The following is a 17,061-nucleotide window of genomic DNA, read 5'->3' as shown; positions in this document are numbered from 1 at the left end:
GTCGCAGACGGCAAGGCGTAGGGATATGGAGAATCGCGTTGGAGTGCGCCTGATCGCGGCGACTCTGGTGCTGGGCCTGTTGCCCGCTCCGGGCGTGCTGGCCATCGAGGCCCGCATCGATGGTATCGAGGGCAGTGTGGCGGACAACATCCGTCACTACCTCGAGGGGCTGGACGAGACCCAGTACAGCCGGACACGGCTGGAAGGTGAATCGCGTCGCCGTACCGCCGAGGCGATGCGTGTCTATGGCTACTACGAACCCCAGATCGAGGTCCGCCTGGCGGAAGGCGAGGCACCCGAGTATGTCGAGCTCGCCATCGAGCCGGGCCCGCGGGTGCGGATCGAGACCCTCGACTTCCGCCTCAACGGGGATGCCCGGGAGGATCCCCCCTTCCAGGAGGCCATCGATGCCTTCCCGCTGGCCGTGGGAGAGCCACTGGTCCACGCTCCCTACGACAGCCTGCGCGGAAAGCTGGCCAACCTGGCCCTGGAGCGTGGCTACTTCGAGTGGCGCTATGCCGACCGTCGCATGGAAGTACGCCCCTTTGAGGAGAGCGCCAGGCTCTACCTGACCCTGGACAGCGGCCCGCGCTACCGCTTCGGCGACGTGGCCATCTCCGGCAGCCATATCGAGCCCGAGCGTCTACGACGGCTGCTGCCCTTCACCCCCGGCGATCCCTACCTGGCCGGCGAGCTGGCAAGTTTCAACCAGCGCCTGGGGCAGACCGAATGGTTCCGTTCCGTCACCGTGAGACCCCGACTGCAGCGCCCACCCCTGGCGCTCGAGGAGGCCAAGCCGGGCTGGTCCCAGGCGGTGGCAACCGACGGCGAAGGCAGCTACGAGTTGCCACCACGCCTCTCCGGGGCGGCCCTGGCGGGGACGGCGGCGCTGATGGCGCGCCAGGAAGAGTTCCCTTCGGTCCCCATCGACGTCAGCGTGGCGCCGGCCGACCGCCACCAGTTCGAGGTGGGCGTCGGCTACGCCACCGACGTGGGGCCGCGGATGCGCTTCTCCTGGGAGCAGCCGTGGATCAACCGCTACGGCCACGGCCTCGACCATGATCTCTATCTTTCGGCTCCCGAGCAGCGTTTCGGGGGCCTCTACACGTTGCCACTCGACAACCCCCTGCGCGACAGCTATCGCTTCCAGTACGGACTCAGCCACAAGGACAACGATGACACCCGGTCGCTGGAAGCCACCGTCGAGGGGGCGCGCCGCTGGGAGTTCGAGAATGGCTGGATCCAGCATCTCTATGTGCGCACCACCTACGAGGACTTTACCCAGGGCAGCGACAGCGAGCAGGTGCTGCTGCTCTACCCGGGGGTCCGCTGGTCACGCACCCGAACCCGCAACCCCACGTTTCCCACCTGGGGCGACCGCCAGCAGCTGAGCCTGGAGGTCTCCGACGGCCTGTGGGGCTCCGACGCCGATTTCCTGCGCCTCACCGGCGAGTCGCGCTGGATCCGCAAGATCGGTGCCAACAACCGCGTGGTCACCGGCGTCGGCGTCGGCGCCATCGAGACCGATGACTTCTCGCTGATTCCCCCGTCGCTGCGCTTCTTCGCCGGCGGCGACAACAGCGTGCGTGGCTACGGCTACGAGAGCCTCTCGCCGCGTGACGACGAGGGCGACCTCACCGGGGGCCAGCAGCTATTCACCTACAGCCTGGAATGGCAACACCGCGTGACCGGCGATTGGTGGGGGGCGGCCTTCGTCGATACCGGTGACGCCTTCGAAGACTGGGGCCCCGATGACCTCAAGACCGGCGCGGGACTGGGCGTGCGCTGGGTCTCCCCGGTCGGCCCGATTCGCCTGGATATCGCTCACCCGTTCGACGACGAGGACAATTCGTGGCGCCTACACTTCGCCATCGGTCCAGAGTTCTGACCCTGCTCTGGGCGCTGATTCGCCTGCTGATCCTGTTGCCCCTGTGGCTCTTCGGCCTGGTGTTCTTCACCTTGGGGCTCGCGCTGTCGCCCTGGGGCACCGGTCTGCTGCTCGACCAGGGCCAACGGATGGGCGTGTTTACCCTCGACGCCTACGAGGGCGCTCCCCTGGACCGCCTGGTCCTCGAGGGCTTCGCCATGCAGGCCGGTCCGGCCAACGTGGCGGTGCGTCGACTCGAGCTGGAGTGGTCGGAGGAGTGTGTGCTCTCCGGCCGCCTGTGCCTGGAGGTACTGGGCGTGGAGGGGGCCCGGGTGCGCCTGGCCGAGAGCGAAGCCGAGGATGAGGCGCCGGCTCCCTCCGGCGAACCACCGGGGGCGATCGAGCTGCCGTTCCCCATCGAGCTGCGGCGAATCTTCCTCGACGACGTCGAAGTGCTGCTCGCCGACGGTACCCGGCTGCGCTGGGACCACTTCAGCACCGGCGCCACGGCCGAGGGCGATACGCTCAGCCTGCTGCCCACCCGCCTGGTCGGCACCCGTCTGCTGCTGCCACTGTCGCCCGGTGCTCGGCTGGCACTGGGCGAGGGCGAATACGAAGGCCCGCGCCTCGCAGCCGAGGCCATCGATGCCGCCATCACCGTGCGCTCGCCACTCCCCGATGAGGTGGCCGCACCCGCCGAGGGACTGGCGGCCAGCGCCCTGGAGGAGCAGCCACGCCGCGAGCTGCCCGAGGTGACCCTGCCGCTGCGCGTGGAGGTGCCGGAACTGCTGGTGGAGGACAGTGCGGTGGAGGGCGCCGTGGAGTACGGGGTCGAGCGCCTGGCCCTGTCGCTGTTCGGCGAGGGGCACTCCCTGGAGGTGCGCCCGCTGGATATCTCCACCCGTGATGGCGACGCCAGCCTGGCGGCCGCCGTCGACCTGGCTGGCGACTACCCCCTGGAGCTGCGCCTGGAGAGCGCACTGTGGCTTCCCGATATCATGCCGGCGCTGGCCGGGCAGCGTATCGAGCTGGGCCTCGATGGCAGCCTGGCAGACATGCTGGTGCGCCTGGAACTCAGCGGCCCGGTCGATCTGGCCCTGGATGCGCGTCTCGATGTCCTGGAGCCGACCCTGCCCTTCACCGCCGGCCTGGCGAGCGAGCTGGTGCAGTGGCCACTGCCGGGCAGCGTTGACGAGCAGGGTGATGCCATCGAGCCCTGGCTGGTCGAGGACCTGGCCCTGCGCCTGGAGGGCAGCCTGGTCGACTACCGGATCGCCGCCTCGCTCAATGCCGAGGGCCCCCAGCTCCCCTACACGCGTCTCGCCCTGACCGGCAGCGGTGATCTCGGCCAGTTTGCCTGGACACCACTCTCGCTCTCCCTGGGCGACGCTTCCGTGGTCAGCCGGGGGCGTGTCGCCTGGGCCGATGGCGTCGCGGTGGATGCCGAGACCCGCCTCGACAACGTCGACCCCGGCCGCTTCGTGGAGGGCCTGCCCGGCCGCCTCGACGGCGACGTGGAAGCGCGTTTCCGCCAGACCGATGAGGGCTGGACCCTGGCGGTACCGAACCTGGCCATCGACGGCGAACTGCAGGAGCGGTCATTGGCCCTGCGAGCCGAGCTCGAGGGTGACAGCCAGATGCGCTGGGATATCACCACCCTGGATTTCCGCCAGGGTGAGAACCGCCTGCAGCTGGCCGGGCAGGTAAGCGAGCCGAGCATCGACCTCTCGGGTGAGATCGACATGCCGGAACTGGCCAGCCTGCACGAGGCCCTGTCGGGCCGCATCAGCGGCTGGATCGAGGCCGATGGCAGCCTGGAGGCGCCCGGCCTGGACCTGGATATCGCCGGCGACTCGCTGGCCTTCGCCGATAACCGGCTTCGCCGGCTCAGCCTGGTCGGGCGGGTCAGCGGCCTCGAGGATCCGGCCATGGAGGTAGGCCTGGAGATTGCCGGCCTCGAGGCCGGCGGCCAGCGCCTCGACGAGATCGCCCTGGCCCTGGATGGCCGGCTCTCCGAGCACCGCCTGACCCTGGACGCCGCGGCGCCATCGGGCATGCCGCTCTCCCGTGCCGCCCTGGTGCTGGAAGGGGGGCTCGACCAGGCGCGCACCCGCTATGCGGGCCAGCTCTCCAGCCTCGAGGTCGATGCCGAGCAGGGCGAGTTGCGCCTCGACGGCCCCGCGCTCTTCGCCGCCGACCTCGAGCAGGGCAGTGCCAGGGTGCAACCGTTCTGCCTGAGCCGACGACAGGGCGGCAGCCTGTGCCTGGTCGAGCCCATGGCTGCCTCGGCGGAGGGCGGCGAAGTCACCCTCAGGGTCGAGGAGGTGCCCATGGCACTGCTCGATCCCTTCCTGCCGGAGGCCTGGTCGGCCGAAGGCGTGACCGAGCTGGATCTCGATGCCGGCTGGGGCGCCGGCGGTAGCTGGCGGGCGGACGGTCGCCTGCAGAGTCGCCTGGCCTTGGATGGACAGGATGCCTATGGCCAGCCCTGGTCGTTGCCCGAGGCACGCCTCGGCGGCCGGTTCAGTGCCGATGAGCAGAACGCCGAGATCGCCCTGGAGCTGGGCCTCGACCAGGCCGGCAGCCTGGCGCTTGAAGCGCGGATCGACGACCCCGCCGGGGACGGGCGCCTGACGGGCAACCTTGCCCTCGATGGGTTGCGCCTGGCGCCCTATCGCAGCCTGGTCACCGGCATGGAGACCCTGGAGGGGAGCCTCGCCGGCGACATCGATCTGGCGGGTCGCCTCGAGGCGCCGGAGATGCGCGGGCGCATCGATCTGAGCGGGCTCAAGGCCAGCGGTGCCGACGTGCCCGTGGAGGTCCGCGACGGTGAGGTAGGCATCGAGCTGGCCGGCACGGCGGCGAGCATCCAGGGCTATATCGCCGCCGAGGAGGGGCGCCTTTCGATCGATGGCGACGCCGCCTGGCCCTCGGCGGACGACTGGCGCGCCGACGTCTCCCTGCGTGGCCGCGAGCAGCCGGTGCTGGCGGTACTGCCCGAGTTCGGGCGACTGCGCATCGCCCCCGACCTGGAGATTCGCGCACGACCGACCCTGTTGCAGGTGCGCGGCGACGTCCAGGTCCCCTGGGCGCGGCTGGAGGTCGGCGAGTTGCCCGCCTCGGCGGTCGCCCCCAGCCCCGATGAGGTGATCATCACGCGGGAGGACGATGAGCGCGCCCGGCGCGAGGCCGAGCGAGCCGCGGCAGGGGATGACAGCGGCGAGGATACCGCCGACGCCATGGCCAGGGCGGGCATGGCACTGGATGTGCAGATCGGGCTGCGCCTCGGCCCGGACATGCAGCTCTCCGCCTACGGGCTGGAGTCCGGCCTCTCCGGTACCCTGGAGGTGCGCCAGCAGGACGGCCCGGTGCAGCTGTTCGGTGACGTCAGCCTGGTGGACGGCCGCTTCCGTGCCTACGGGCAGGACCTGCTGATCCGCGAGGGGCAGCTGCTGTTCAGCGGCCCGCCCGGGCAGCCGCTGCTCAACTTCGAGGCGGTGCGCAACCCCGATGCCACCCAGGATGGGGTGATCGCCGGCCTGCGCGTGACCGGCAGTGCCGCCTCGCCGCAGCTGAGGGTGTTCTCGGAGCCGGCCATGGACGAGGCCAGCGCGCTCTCCTACCTGCTGCGCGGCCGCGCGCCCAACGACAGCGACACCGATGGCGCCCTGACCTCGGCGCTGGTGGGTATGGCGGTGGGGCAGGCCGGCGGCGCGGTGGGCGGCATCGGTGAAGCCTTCGGCGTCTCCGACCTGACCCTGGACACCGCCGGCAGCGGCGAGGACAGCCAGGTGACCCTCAGCGGCCAGCTGACCGACGATCTCGAGGTGCGCTATGGTGTGGGGGTCTTCTCGCCCATCGCCGAACTCACCCTGCGCTACAACATCTGGCGCAGCCTCTACCTGGAGGCGGTCTCCGGTGCTGCCCAGGCCGTCGACCTGGTCTACACCTTCAGCCGTGCCGGCAATCCGCGGATCCTCGACGACGAATAGCGAACAGCATTGAGAAGGAGAACGCCATGACGCTCGATCCCAGCCGGGCCCTGCCCGGACGCGCGACACCGCTTGCCATCAGCGGCGTGCATGCGGTCAACGGCCGCGGCATGCTGCCCCCCTTTCCCGAGGGCATGCAGCAGATCGTGCTGGGCCTGGGATGCTTCTGGGGCGCCGAACGGCTGTTCTGGCAGCTGCCCGGCGTCTACGTCACCGCCGTGGGCTACGCCGGTGGCAGCACCCCCAATCCGACCTACGAGGAAACCTGCACGGGGCGCACCGGCCATGCCGAGGTGGTGCGGGTGATCTTCGATCCCGCCGAGATCGACCTCGAGCGTCTGCTGCAGGTGTTCTGGGAAGCCCACGATCCTACCCAGGGTGACCGCCAGGGCAACGATATCGGGCCCCAGTACCGCTCGATCATCCTCACCCAGGACGAAGCCCAGCGGGCGGTCGTCGAGCGTACCCGGGATGCCTACCAGCAGGCGCTGACCCGGGCCGGCGGCGGGCGCATCACCACCGAGATCGCCCCGCTTGGCGACTTCTTCTACGCCGAGGAGTATCACCAGCAGTACCTGCACAAGAACCCCGGCGGCTACTGCGGCCTGCGCGGCACCGGGGTCAGCTGCCCGATCGGCTGAGACCCCGGCGGGCCATGCTCAGCCCGCGTCGCTGGGCGTCAGGTTGCGGGCCCCATCCTCGGTGACCACCAGGTTGTCCTCGATGCGAATGCCGCCGTGGCCGGCCAGTCGCTCGACCAGCCCCCAGTCGACGTCATCCCGCCCGCGGTGGGGTGCCAGCAGCATCGGGATCACGTAGAACCCCGGTTCGATGGTCACCACCATGCCCGCTTCCAGTGACCGGGTCAGGCGCAACGCCGGGTGGGTCTCGGGCGGCGGAAGCGGCCGGCCCGCCGCATCGATGCGCCCGGCCACGTCGTGGACCTGGACGCCGAGCAGGTGGCCCAGGCCGTGGGGGCAGAAGGCGCGGGTCAGGCCGCTCTCCACCGCGCTCTCGGCGGAACCGCGGACGATCCCCTGGTCCACCAGCAGCTCGGCAAGCTCCCGGTGCATCCTCTCCTGCAGTGCAACGAAGTTGACACCCGGGGCCAGGGCCGCGCCCAGCCGATCCTTGATGGCGGTGACCCCGTCGACCAGCGGCTGGAAGGCCGGGTCGGCGTCGGGCCCGGCCCAGCTTCGGGTGATATCGGCACAGTAGCCGCGGTGGCGATGACCGGCATCGACCAGCAGGCTGTGACGCATGCCAGGCGCCTGGCGATCATAGTGCTGGTAGTGCAGCACCCCGCCGTGGGCGTTGACCCCGATGATATTGGCGTAGGGCAGTTCGCTCTCGCGCTGGCGGGAGGCTCCGAGATAGGCGAGCTGGATATCCAGCTCGGCACCGCCCTCCAGGAAACAGCGCCGGGCGGCAGCATGGCCCAGCAGGGCGCATCGATTGGCCTCACCGATGCAGGCCACCTCATATTCGCTCTTGCGCACCCTGAGCTCATCCAGCGCCGCCACCAGGCCGGGCGGGTTGGCCTGCGCTCCCAGCGCCTGGGCCGTGGCGCCATCGACGTCACCGATCACCGCGAAGCGACCGGCAGGCAGCACCGGGGGCGTCTCGAAGCGGCCACGCTCGACCTCGAAGCGGGCTACCCAGGCCTCGTCGGGCAGGGCGGCGGGCAGGTGCCAGAAATCCTCCGGGGCATGCAGATAGAGACGTGGTGTCCGGCCGGGTCGCACCAGCAGCCAGCTGTGGGCCAGCTGGGCGTGGCCGGTCCAGTGCACGAAGTGGCCGTAGGCAGCGAAGCTCGCCTCCTGGTCGTCGCCGAAGTGAGCGCGCGGGTGACCGCTGTGGATCAGCACACCGTCCAGGGAGTGGTGGGCGAGAATCTGCGCGTAGTCGCGCTCCAGGGCGTCGAGGTGGCGCTCCTGCAGGATGTCGAGATCGGATGTCATGATGGCGCTCCGCTCATTCGGGTGGGGGAAGGGTAGCGAGGGCATCCCACAGGGCCGTCACCGCCGGCTGCCGGTTATCGGCGCGTCGGAACAGACGTATGTCCACCGGCACCTGCCAGCGCTCGCCACCGGCCGGCACCAGCTCGCCTCTGGCCAGTGCTCCGCGCACGCCGGATTCGGGCAGCCAGCCCAGGCCGTAGCCCAGGGCGACCAGCTCGCGGACATTGCCGCTCTGGATGCTCTCGTTGAGGATGCTGAAATCCGGGGTGTCATCGATCCGGGCGAGGTGGGCGCGAATCGCACCGGCGGTCAGCCCGCGGGGATGATAGGCGATCAGCGGCAGGCGCGAGGCGCCTTCCAGTGCGAAGCGGGGGCTCCCATCGGCCTCCGGTTGCGAGACGGGAACCAACCGCTCGCCGGCGAGCCGGCAGGAGAGGGTCTCCTGCAGGTCCGGCTCGATACCGCAGGGGGTGCATGGCCAGTAGCACAGCAACAGGTCGCACTCGTCGCGGGCCAGGGCACGGAAGAAGTCATCCACCAGCCAGCCGGTGGCACGCAGGTCCGGAGTGATCGGCGGCGGCACCGGCCACTGGCCCAGCCAGGCGGGCAGGAAGTGGCTCAGCAGGCTCTGGGGCGCCGCCAGACGGATGCGCCCGGCGTGCTGGTCGGCAAGCTGGGCGAGGCGTCGCCTGCTCTCATCGACGCGCTGAGTGACGGTATGGCAAAGGTCCAGGAACTCCTCACCGGCCGGGGTCAGCGAGAGGGGCAGGGTCTGGCGGTTGACCAGCACCGTGCCCATCTCCTCCTCGAGCAGCTTGATGCGGCGAGAGAACGTCGGCTGGGTGACGTTCTGCTGCTCGGCGGCTCGCGAGAAGTGCCGCGTGCGCGCCAGCGCTATGAAGTCCTCGAGCCAGCGCAGCTCCATATCCTCTCCCGACGCCGTGCCAAAGGGGCATTATGCCAGATGCCTTGCCGGCTCACTGTATGCGGCCCTCCTCGACGCCATGGCAGGCGACCCGGCTACCATCGTCCCGCGCGATCAACTCGGGCACCTCCTGGCGACAGCGGGCGTTGGCATGCGGACAACGCGCATGGAAGACGCAGCCCGAAGGCAGGTGGACCGGCGTGGGCACCTCTCCCTCGAGACGGATATGCTGCGGCCGGTCGTCCTCGAGGCGTGGGATCGCCGACATCAGCGCCCGGGTGTAGGGGTGGCGCGGCGTGGCGAAGAGCGTCGCCGTGGGCGCCACTTCGCATACGCGTCCCAGGTACATCACCGCCACCCGGGTGCCGAAGTGCTCCACCACGGCGAGGTCGTGGGTGATGAAGAGGTAGGTGAGGTTGCGCTCCTGGCGGGCATCCATCAGCAGGTTGAGCACCTGGGCCTGGATGGAGACGTCCAGCGCCGAGATCGGCTCGTCGGCGACGATGAACTCCGGATCCACGGCCAGCGCCCGGGCGATGGCGATACGTTGGCGCTGGCCACCGGAGAACTCGTGGCCATAGCGCTTGCCCCAGTCGGCGGCGATGCCAACCGACGCCATCACCTCGTCGACCTGGTCGCGGACCCGCTGGCGGCTCCAGTCGGGGTGGTGCAGGCGGATGGGCTCTTCCAGGGTCTGCTGGATGGTCATGCGTGGGTTCAGCGACGCATAGGGGTTCTGGAAGATCATCTGCATGCGTCGGCGATAGGGCATCAGCGCCTGGGTCGAGAGGTTGTCGATGCGCTGGCCGTCGTAGTGGATCTCGCCTGAGGTGGGATGCAGCAGGCCCATCACGGTGCGCGCCACCGTGGACTTGCCACAGCCCGACTCGCCGACCACACAGAGGGCCTCGCCGCGTTGGATCTCCAGGTCCACGCCGTTGATGGCGTGGACATACTCCTGTTCGCGTACCAGCTTGCCTCCCTTGAACTTGAGCTGTTCAAGGAAGTCGCCAGAGAGCGAGAAGCGTTTCTCCAGGCCGCGAATCTCGAGCAGCGGGCGCGGGGAATCGGCAGCAGCGGTGGCTGGACGGGTGAGGGTAGCAGTAGCGGTCATCGGGGCGTCTCCTCCGCCGGAATGCGTTCCTGATCGAGCATCTCGGCCACCATATGGCAGGCCACCCGGCAGTTGCCGGAGGCCACGAACTCCGGCACCCGGGTGCGGCAGGCGGATCGCTCACTGCCGTCGGGGCGGGTGACGAAGCCGCAGCGCGGATGGAAGGCGCAGCCGCTGGGCAGGTTGTCCAGCGACGGCATGCTGCCGGGAATCTGGTTGAGCCGGCTGCCCGGCGTGGCCATCTGCGGCAGGGCGTTCATCAATCCCTGGGTATAGGGGTGCTGGGGGTCGTTGATGATCTCGCGGGTCGGGCCCTGCTCGATCACCCGGCCGGCGTACATCACCAGCATGCGCTGGGTCACCTGGCTGACCACGCCGAGGTCGTGGGTGATCAGGATCAGGCCGACGTTGTGCTTCTCGCACAGCTCCAGCAGCAGGTCCATGATCTCGGCCTGGATGGTGACATCGAGCGCCGTGGTGGGCTCGTCGGCGATGATGATGTCCGGATCGAGCAGCAGGGCGATGGCGATGATCACCCGCTGACGCATCCCGCCGGAGAGTTCGTGGGGGTACTGGTCCAGGCGCGCCTCCGGGGAGGGGATATGCACCTGCTCGAGCTTGCGCAGGGCGATGGCGCGGGCCTCGCGGCCACCGATGCGGCGGTGCGCCTTGAGGCACTCCACCATCTGCTCGCCGATGGAGAGCACCGGATTGAGCGTCATCATCGGGTCCTGGAAGATCATCGAGATGCGGTTGCCGCGGATCCGGCGCAGGGCGCGGTCGCTCATCCCGGTCAGCTCCTGGCCGTCGAAGCGGATGCTGCCGCCGGCGATATAACCGGGCTTGGCGATCAGGTTGAGCAGGCTGAAGGCGGCCACCGACTTGCCCGCCCCGGACTCGCCGACGATACCGAGGCGCTCGCCACGGTCGAGGGTAAAACTGACGTCGCGCAGCGCCTTGACGTCGCCACGGCGCAGGGCGAAGCGCACGTCGAGGTTGTTGACTTCAAGAAGAGACATGGCATCAGCCCTTGTAGAGTCGCGGGTTGAGAACATCGCGCAGCCAGTCGCCGAGCAGGTTGATCACCAGCACCAGCACCACCAGCACCGCCCCCGGGATCAGGGTGATCCACCACGAGCCCGACTGGATGTAGTCGAAGCCTGACTTGATCAGTGAGCCCAGCGACGGGTGGGTCTCCGGCATGCCCAGCCCCAGGAAGGAGAGGGCGGCCTCGGAGATGATGGCGTTGGCCACCTGCACCGTGGAGATGACGAAGATCGGCGACAGGGTGTTGGGCAGGATATGGCGGAACATGATGCGCCGGCTGGGCAGGCCCATGGTGCGCGCGGCGTCCACATACTCCTTGCCCTTCTCGGCGAGCACCGAGGCGCGCACGGTGCGCGCATACTGCGGCCACTCAGCCAGCCCGATGATCAGCACCAGCAGCGGCACCGCATAGGCGCTGAAGGTGGCGCTGCCGAAGATCGCCTTGACCAGGGCGCCGACCACGATGGCCACCATCAGGGTGGAGAAGGAGAGCTGGATATCGGCCAGACGCATCAGGAAGGCGTCGATGCGTCCGCCCAGGTAGCCGGCCAACAGGCCGAACACCACGCCCAGCAGCGCCTGCAGCGCCACGGCGCCGAAGCCGATGATCAGCGACACCCGGGCGCCATACAGGATGGTGGAGAGCAGGTCGCGCCCCTGGGCGTCGGTACCCATCCGGTAGGCGGGGTCGCTGCCGTCGATCCAGAAGGGCGGCAGCTCCGAGGCCATGATGTCGATCTGCGCCAGGTCATAGGGGTTCATCGGCGCCAGCCAGGGCGCCAGCACGGCGCAGGCCACGAAGACGATGAACACCAGCAGGCTGACCTGGGCAATCGGGTCGCGCTTGAAGCTGTAGAGCAGGTAGGAGTCGCGCAGGCGCTCCCAGCGGCTCGGCAGGGGCGCACTCTGCTGGGGGGAGGTCTGGGTAGTCATGCGGGTTTGCCTGTCAGCTTGACGGTGGGGTTGACCAGGCCGTAGATCAGGTCGACCAGCGTGTTGGTGATCACGAAGATCAGGCCCACGATCATCAGGTAGGTGACGATCAGCGGGATATCCGAGCGATTGATGGCATTGAGGAACATCAGCCCCATGCCGGGCCACTGGAATACCGTCTCGGTGAGGATGGTGTAGGCCACCAGGGTGCCGATCTGCACCCCGCCCACCGTGATCACCGGCAGCATGGTGTTCTTGAGCGCGTGCAGGAAGTAGATGCGTCGCAGGCTGATGCCCTTGGCCCGGGCGAACTTGACGTACTCCGACTGCAGCACCTCGAGCATCTCGGCGCGGATCAGGCGGATGAACAGCGGCAGCATGATCGAGGCCAGCGAGATGGCGGGCAGTACCAGATAGACCAGGCCATCGGTGGAGGCGAAGTTGGTATACCAGGTGCCGAAGACATGCACCGGATCACCGCGTCCGTAGGCGGGCATCCCGCCGTCGGTGGTGATCAGATCGTTGAGCCAGCTGCCCCAGCCGGTATCGGCGGGGAAGGGGGTCCAGGTCACGCCGATGGCGAACAGCTGGATCAGCACGATGGCGGTGAGGAACACCGGGATCGAGATACCGACGATGGAGACCCCCATGAAGAATCGCGACAGCAGGGCGCGCGGCTTGATGGCGCTGTAGACCCCGATGGGCACCGACAGCAGCACGATCAGCAGGGTGGTGGCGGCTACCAGCTCCAGGGTCGCCGGCAGGTGGCGCAGCACCACCTCGGTGGTCGGCTCGTTGAAGATGTAGGAGTAGCCGAAGTCGAGCTGGGCGGCGTTCTTCGCGAAGCGCAGGTACTGGACCAGGAAGGGGTCGTTGAGGCCGAGCTCCTCGCGCAGGGCCTCGCGCTCGCTCTCCGGCACCGACTGGCCGACCATCTGCTGGATGGGGTCGCCCAAGTTGTCCTGTATGGAAAAGGCGATGATGCTGATGACGAACATCACCAGCAGCGCATGGAATAGGCGCTTGATCAGGAAGGCGATCATGAAGGAGTCCTGTGGGCGTACAGGCGTCGACGCACTCGCGGCCGGAGTGCGTCGCTCGTTGTCTGGGGTAGCGAATGATCGGGATGACGCCGGCCCGGCGGACCGGCGTCGGGATCACTCCTGCTCGTCGATGACCAGGTCCCCGAGGTAGGGGAAGTTCATCACGTTGAGTACCGGCTCGATATTGACGTTGGGTGCCGCGGCCCAGGCCAGATCCTGCCAGTGCAGGGGCACGAAGGCGGCCTCGTCATAGAGGGTCTGTTCGACCTGCTGGAGCATCTCGGCGCGCTTCTCGAGGTCGACCTCGAGGTTGGCTTCGGCGACCAGCTTGTCGAGCTCCGGGTTGCAGTAGTTGCCGGCGTTGTACTGGCCGGCGCCACTGTCGGCATCCGGACAGGCGGTGAGGTACTCGTGGAAGTTGGCGCTGTCCTCGGTGTCGGCGTGCCAGCCGATCATCATCATGTCGGCGGCGCGATCGTCATACTCGCCCCAGTACTGCGCCTTGGGCAAGGTCTTGAGATCCACGTCGACGTTGATGCGCGCCAGCATGGTGGCCACCGCCTGGGCAATCTTGGCGTCGTTCACGTAGCGGTTGTTGGGCGCCATCATGGTGATCTCGAAGCCGTCGGCGTAGCCCGCCTCTTCCATCAGTGCCTGGGCCTTCTCCAGGTCGTAGCGACGCTCCAGCGACTCGATATGGCCCGCATAGCCCTCGGGAGAGAACTGCGCCGCCGGGGTGGCGAAGCCCTTCATCAGGCGGTCGGCGATGGCATCCTGGTTCACCGCGAAGTCGAAGGCCTGGCGCACGCGCGGGTCCTGGAAGGCCTCGACGCGATTCTGGTCCATATGGAAGAAGATGATGCGGGTGCCCGACATGGTGACCAGCTTGGCATCCTCGCTCTCGCGCACGCGCTCCAGGTCGTTGGGCGGTACCGGGGCGATGAAGTCGACGTCGCCGGAGAGCAGGGCGGCCACACGGGTGGCGTTCTCGCTGATCGGGGTCAGCACGATGGTGTCGACGTTGCCCGGCGACTCGCTGTCCCAGTAGTTCGGGTTGCGTTCGAACTCCATGCGGGTGCCCTTGCGGTGCTCGACCACTGTGTAGGGGCCTGTACCCGAGAGGTTCGCGGAGGCGAAGGAGTTGCCGTTCTTGACGATCTCGTCCTTGGGGTCGCCATCCTCGTCGGTGCCGCTGTAGAACTCGCTGTCCATCGGGAAGATGTAGGTGGCCAGGTTAAGCAGCAGCGGGTAGGGCTCGGCTGTGGTGATCTCGACGGTATGCTCGTCGATGGCCTCGACGCTGGCGATCGGATCAAAGATCGCCTTGAAGTCGGGGCTGTGCTTGAGGCGCTCCACGGTCCACACCACATCCTCGGCGGTGAAGGCGTTGCCGGTGTGGAATTCGACACCCTCGCGCAGGGTCATGCGCATGGTGGTGTCGTCGACCTGCTCCCAGGCGGTGGCCAGGCGCGGCTCGAACGACAGGTCCTGATCCCAGCGGACCAGCGGGTCGTGGGTCATGTGCGACAGCTGCAGGATGCCGCCGGAGAGCTGCTCATGGATATCCAACGAGACCGGGTCGGCATCGTAGGCCATGCGCAGCGTGGTTTCCGCACTGGCGGTGGCCGGCAGCAGGGCCGCGCCGGTCATGGTGGCGCCAACGACGGCGGCCAGGAGGGTGCGCTTGAACTTCATGTCGGGTTCCCTTTCGAGGTTGTTTTTGGTGCACGGTCACCGCGCACGGGCGTTGCAACCTTCAACATAGAGACACGAAAGGGCCCGACACAATCGAAATTCCGACTGGTGTCATGCGCGGGATGAATGAAGCGTCATTGAATAATACGAAAGTGGAATATCTCCAGGCCGTCCATCCGAAACGGGTGGACGGCCCAACGCGATGCTCAGCCGGCGGGGGTGGCGCTCTGAATGCGATAGAGGTCGGCCGCCTCATCGAGGCCGGCGATGGTGCACTCGAGATCCTTGACGCGGCCGTCGGCCAGCCCGTAGACCCAGCCGTGAAGCCAGATTTCCTGGCCGCGCTGCCAGGCGTGCTGGATGATCTTGGTGCGGCTCAGGCGGGTCACCTGGGCGCGTGCATTGAGTTCGCACATGCGGTCGACACGCTCATCGAGCGGTAGCGGTGCCAGCTCGTCGCGATGCTGGTAGTAGAGCTCGCGAACCGAATGCAGCCAGTTGTCGACCAGGCCGTTGTCGCCACCTTCGATGGCGGCACGCACCCCCCCGCAGCCGTAGTGGCCCACGACCATGATATGGCGCACCTTGAGGACGTCCACGGCATACTGCAGGACGGAGAGGGCATTGAGGTCATTGTGGTGCACCAGGTTGGCGACATTGCGGTGCACGAAGACCTCGCCGGGGGGCAGGGCGATGATCTGGTTGGCGGGGACGCGGCTGTCCGAGCAGCCGATCCACAGATAGTCGGGATTCTGCTGGTTCGACAGGCGATTGAAGAAATCAGGATCGTCGCGACTGACGTCCTCGGCCCAGGCGCGGTTGTTCTCCAGCAGGGTCTCGATTTCCTTTCTCATGGTTGGCCTCGATTCAAGTGAAGAGGTGGTGAGAGTTGGCGCCTCTTTTACCGTCCCCCCGGGGAGCGGTCAACAAGCCGCCCTGATGCGACGCGGTGCCGCCATGCCGTTGCCACGCCATCGCTGCTATCATCGCCGCATCGAATCCAGGGCCCAGCGCCCACGACAAGGAGCGACACCGTGTCCGACCTCGAATCAACCACCTACGACTGGGACCTCTTCGTGATCGGCGCCGGCTCCGGCGGCGTGCGGGCGGCGCGCACCGCCGCCGCTGCCGGTGCCCGGGTGGCCGTGGCGGAGGACCGCTACTTGGGCGGCACCTGCGTCAACGTGGGTTGCGTGCCCAAGAAACTCTACTCCTACGCCGCCCACTTCCACGACGCCTTCGAGGATGCCGAGGGCTTCGGCTGGCGACTGGCCGAGGCGCCGAGCTTCGACTGGCCGACCCTGCGCGACAACAAGGTGGGCGAGATCAAGCGGCTCAACGGCATCTATGCCCGGCTGCTCGACGGTGCCGGTGTGCGCCTGATCAATGGCCGCGCCCGGCTGCTCGACGCCCATCGCGTCGCGGTAGGCGACGAGGTGTACAGCGCCGAGAAGATCCTGATCGCCGTGGGGGGCTGGCCCTGGGTGCCGGAGTTTCCGGGCAGCGAGCTGGCCGTGAGTTCCAACGAGGTGTTCGACCTGGAGAGCTTCCCCGAGCGCTTCCTGGTACTGGGCGGTGGCTATATCGCCGTGGAGTTCGCCAGCATCTTCAACGGCCTGGGCAGCGACACCCACCTGATCTACCGCGGTGAGCTGTTCCTGCGCGGCTTCGACCACGAGGTGCGCGAATTCACCCGCGACCAGATGCGCCAGAAGGGGGTCCAGCTGCATTTCGAGACCAACATCGAACGCATCGACAAGGTCGAAGGGGGGCTGGCGGTGACCCTGACCGACGGCGAGGTCCTGGAGGTGGATGCGGTACTGGCCGCCACCGGGCGCCGCCCGCATCTGGAGGGGCTGGGACTGGACACCCTGGGCGTGGCCCTGGACGACGGCGGCTATATCAAGGTCAACGAGCGCTTCGAGAGTTCGCTGCCCTCGGTGCTGGCCCTGGGTGATGTCACCGGCGGGCCGGAGCTCACCCCGGTGGCGCTGGCCGAGGCCATGCACCTGGTGCGCTGCCACTTCGAGGACACGCCACCGCCTGCCGCGCTGGACTACCGCAACATCCCCACCGCGGTATTCTGCCACCCCAATATCGGTACCGTGGGGCTCTCCGAGGAGGAGGCACGGGAGCAGTTCGGCGAGATCCGCGTTTACAGCGCCGACTTCCGCCCCATGAAGCACACCCTGTCGGGGAGTGCCGAGCGCTGCCTGATGAAGCTGATCGTCGCTGACGAGAGCGACGTGGTGGTAGGCGCCCACATGGTGGGTGAGGAGGCCGGCGAGGTGATCCAGGGGATCGGCATCGCCGTGAAGGCCGGGCTCACCAAGGCTGACTTCGATGCCACCGTGGGTATCCACCCGACCGGCGCCGAGGAGTTCGTCACCATGCGCACGCCGACCCGGCGCTGAGCGCTACCCTGGGGCCGCCTTCGGGCGGCTCCTTGCGTTGGCGCTGCCATCGGCCGGTTGGACTAGACTG

General features: G+C 68.0%; 12 protein-coding genes. 4 read left to right on the top strand and 8 right to left on the bottom strand.

Annotated elements, in window-relative coordinates; all coding sequences use genetic code 11:
• The first annotated feature begins 25 nt into the window (after window positions 1-25).
• From tamA to msrA, 3 genes are read left to right on the top strand one after another with little or no spacing between them, the layout of a single operon-like run.
• The gene (gene tamA / locus LWH48_RS04885) at window positions 26-1,888 is read left to right on the top strand and encodes an autotransporter assembly complex protein TamA (RefSeq protein WP_232911640.1); all 1,863 of its coding nucleotides are present in this window, start codon (window positions 26-28) and stop codon (window positions 1,886-1,888) included.
• Window positions 1,852-5,859, top strand: coding sequence for an autotransporter assembly complex protein TamB (tamB, locus tag LWH48_RS04880; RefSeq protein ID WP_232911639.1), 4,008 nt, complete (start codon window positions 1,852-1,854; stop codon window positions 5,857-5,859). Before tamA ends, tamB begins: the two co-directional genes overlap by 37 nt.
• Before the next feature lie 26 nt (window positions 5,860-5,885).
• On the top strand, window positions 5,886-6,500 hold the full coding sequence (msrA, locus tag LWH48_RS04875; protein ID WP_232911638.1) for a peptide-methionine (S)-S-oxide reductase MsrA: 615 nt from the start codon (window positions 5,886-5,888) through the stop codon (window positions 6,498-6,500).
• An 18-nt stretch (window positions 6,501-6,518) separates the two neighbouring features.
• Here the strand turns inward: msrA and pepQ are convergent, their stop codons facing one another.
• The 8 genes from pepQ to can all read right to left on the bottom strand — a co-directional run bounded on the left by pepQ (window position 6,519) and on the right by can (window position 15,431).
• A complete protein-coding gene (gene pepQ / locus LWH48_RS04870) occupies window positions 6,519-7,820 on the bottom strand; it encodes a Xaa-Pro dipeptidase (protein ID WP_232911637.1) in 1,302 nt (433 codons plus the stop codon).
• Window positions 7,821-7,833: 13 nt separating this feature from the next.
• Entirely contained in the window at window positions 7,834-8,745 is a 912-nt protein-coding gene (locus LWH48_RS04865; RefSeq protein ID WP_232911635.1) for a LysR family transcriptional regulator, read from the bottom strand.
• A 52-nt stretch (window positions 8,746-8,797) separates the two neighbouring features.
• Complete coding sequence (locus LWH48_RS04860) at window positions 8,798-9,859, bottom strand: ABC transporter ATP-binding protein (RefSeq protein ID WP_232911633.1); 1,062 nt, start codon at window positions 9,857-9,859, stop codon at window positions 8,798-8,800.
• Window positions 9,856-10,878, bottom strand: a complete 1,023-nt coding sequence (locus LWH48_RS04855) for an ABC transporter ATP-binding protein (protein WP_232911632.1) — start codon at window positions 10,876-10,878, stop codon at window positions 9,856-9,858. The genes LWH48_RS04860 and LWH48_RS04855 overlap by 4 nt, the downstream gene beginning before the upstream one ends.
• Window positions 10,879-10,882: 4 nt before the next feature.
• Window positions 10,883-11,839, bottom strand: coding sequence for an ABC transporter permease (locus LWH48_RS04850; protein WP_232911631.1), 957 nt, complete (start codon window positions 11,837-11,839; stop codon window positions 10,883-10,885).
• On the bottom strand, window positions 11,836-12,882 hold the full coding sequence (locus LWH48_RS04845; RefSeq protein ID WP_232911630.1) for an ABC transporter permease: 1,047 nt from the start codon (window positions 12,880-12,882) through the stop codon (window positions 11,836-11,838). The genes LWH48_RS04850 and LWH48_RS04845 overlap by 4 nt, the downstream gene beginning before the upstream one ends.
• A 114-nt stretch (window positions 12,883-12,996) precedes the next feature.
• Window positions 12,997-14,577: an ABC transporter substrate-binding protein gene (locus tag LWH48_RS04840; RefSeq protein ID WP_232911628.1), complete on the bottom strand. Its 1,581-nt coding sequence runs from the start codon at window positions 14,575-14,577 to the stop codon at window positions 12,997-12,999.
• Window positions 14,578-14,783: 206 nt separating this feature from the next.
• A complete protein-coding gene (can, locus tag LWH48_RS04835; RefSeq protein WP_232911627.1) occupies window positions 14,784-15,431 on the bottom strand; it encodes a carbonate dehydratase in 648 nt (215 codons plus the stop codon).
• A gap of 180 nt (window positions 15,432-15,611) precedes the next feature.
• Here can and gorA point away from each other — a divergent pair, with 180 nt between their 5' ends.
• Window positions 15,612-16,991 carry a glutathione-disulfide reductase gene (gorA, locus tag LWH48_RS04830; protein ID WP_232911625.1) on the top strand — a complete coding sequence of 460 codons (1,380 nt, stop codon included), beginning with the start codon at window positions 15,612-15,614 and terminating at the stop codon, window positions 16,989-16,991.
• Window positions 16,992-17,061: the final 70 nt, after the last annotated feature.

This window comes from Halomonas sp. G15 (assembly GCF_021282295.1).
In the GTDB taxonomy this organism is placed as follows: domain Bacteria; phylum Pseudomonadota; class Gammaproteobacteria; order Pseudomonadales; family Halomonadaceae; genus Halomonas; species Halomonas alimentaria.
Note: the sequence above shows the minus strand (reverse complement) of the source record. Positions and strands in the feature narration are given on the sequence as shown.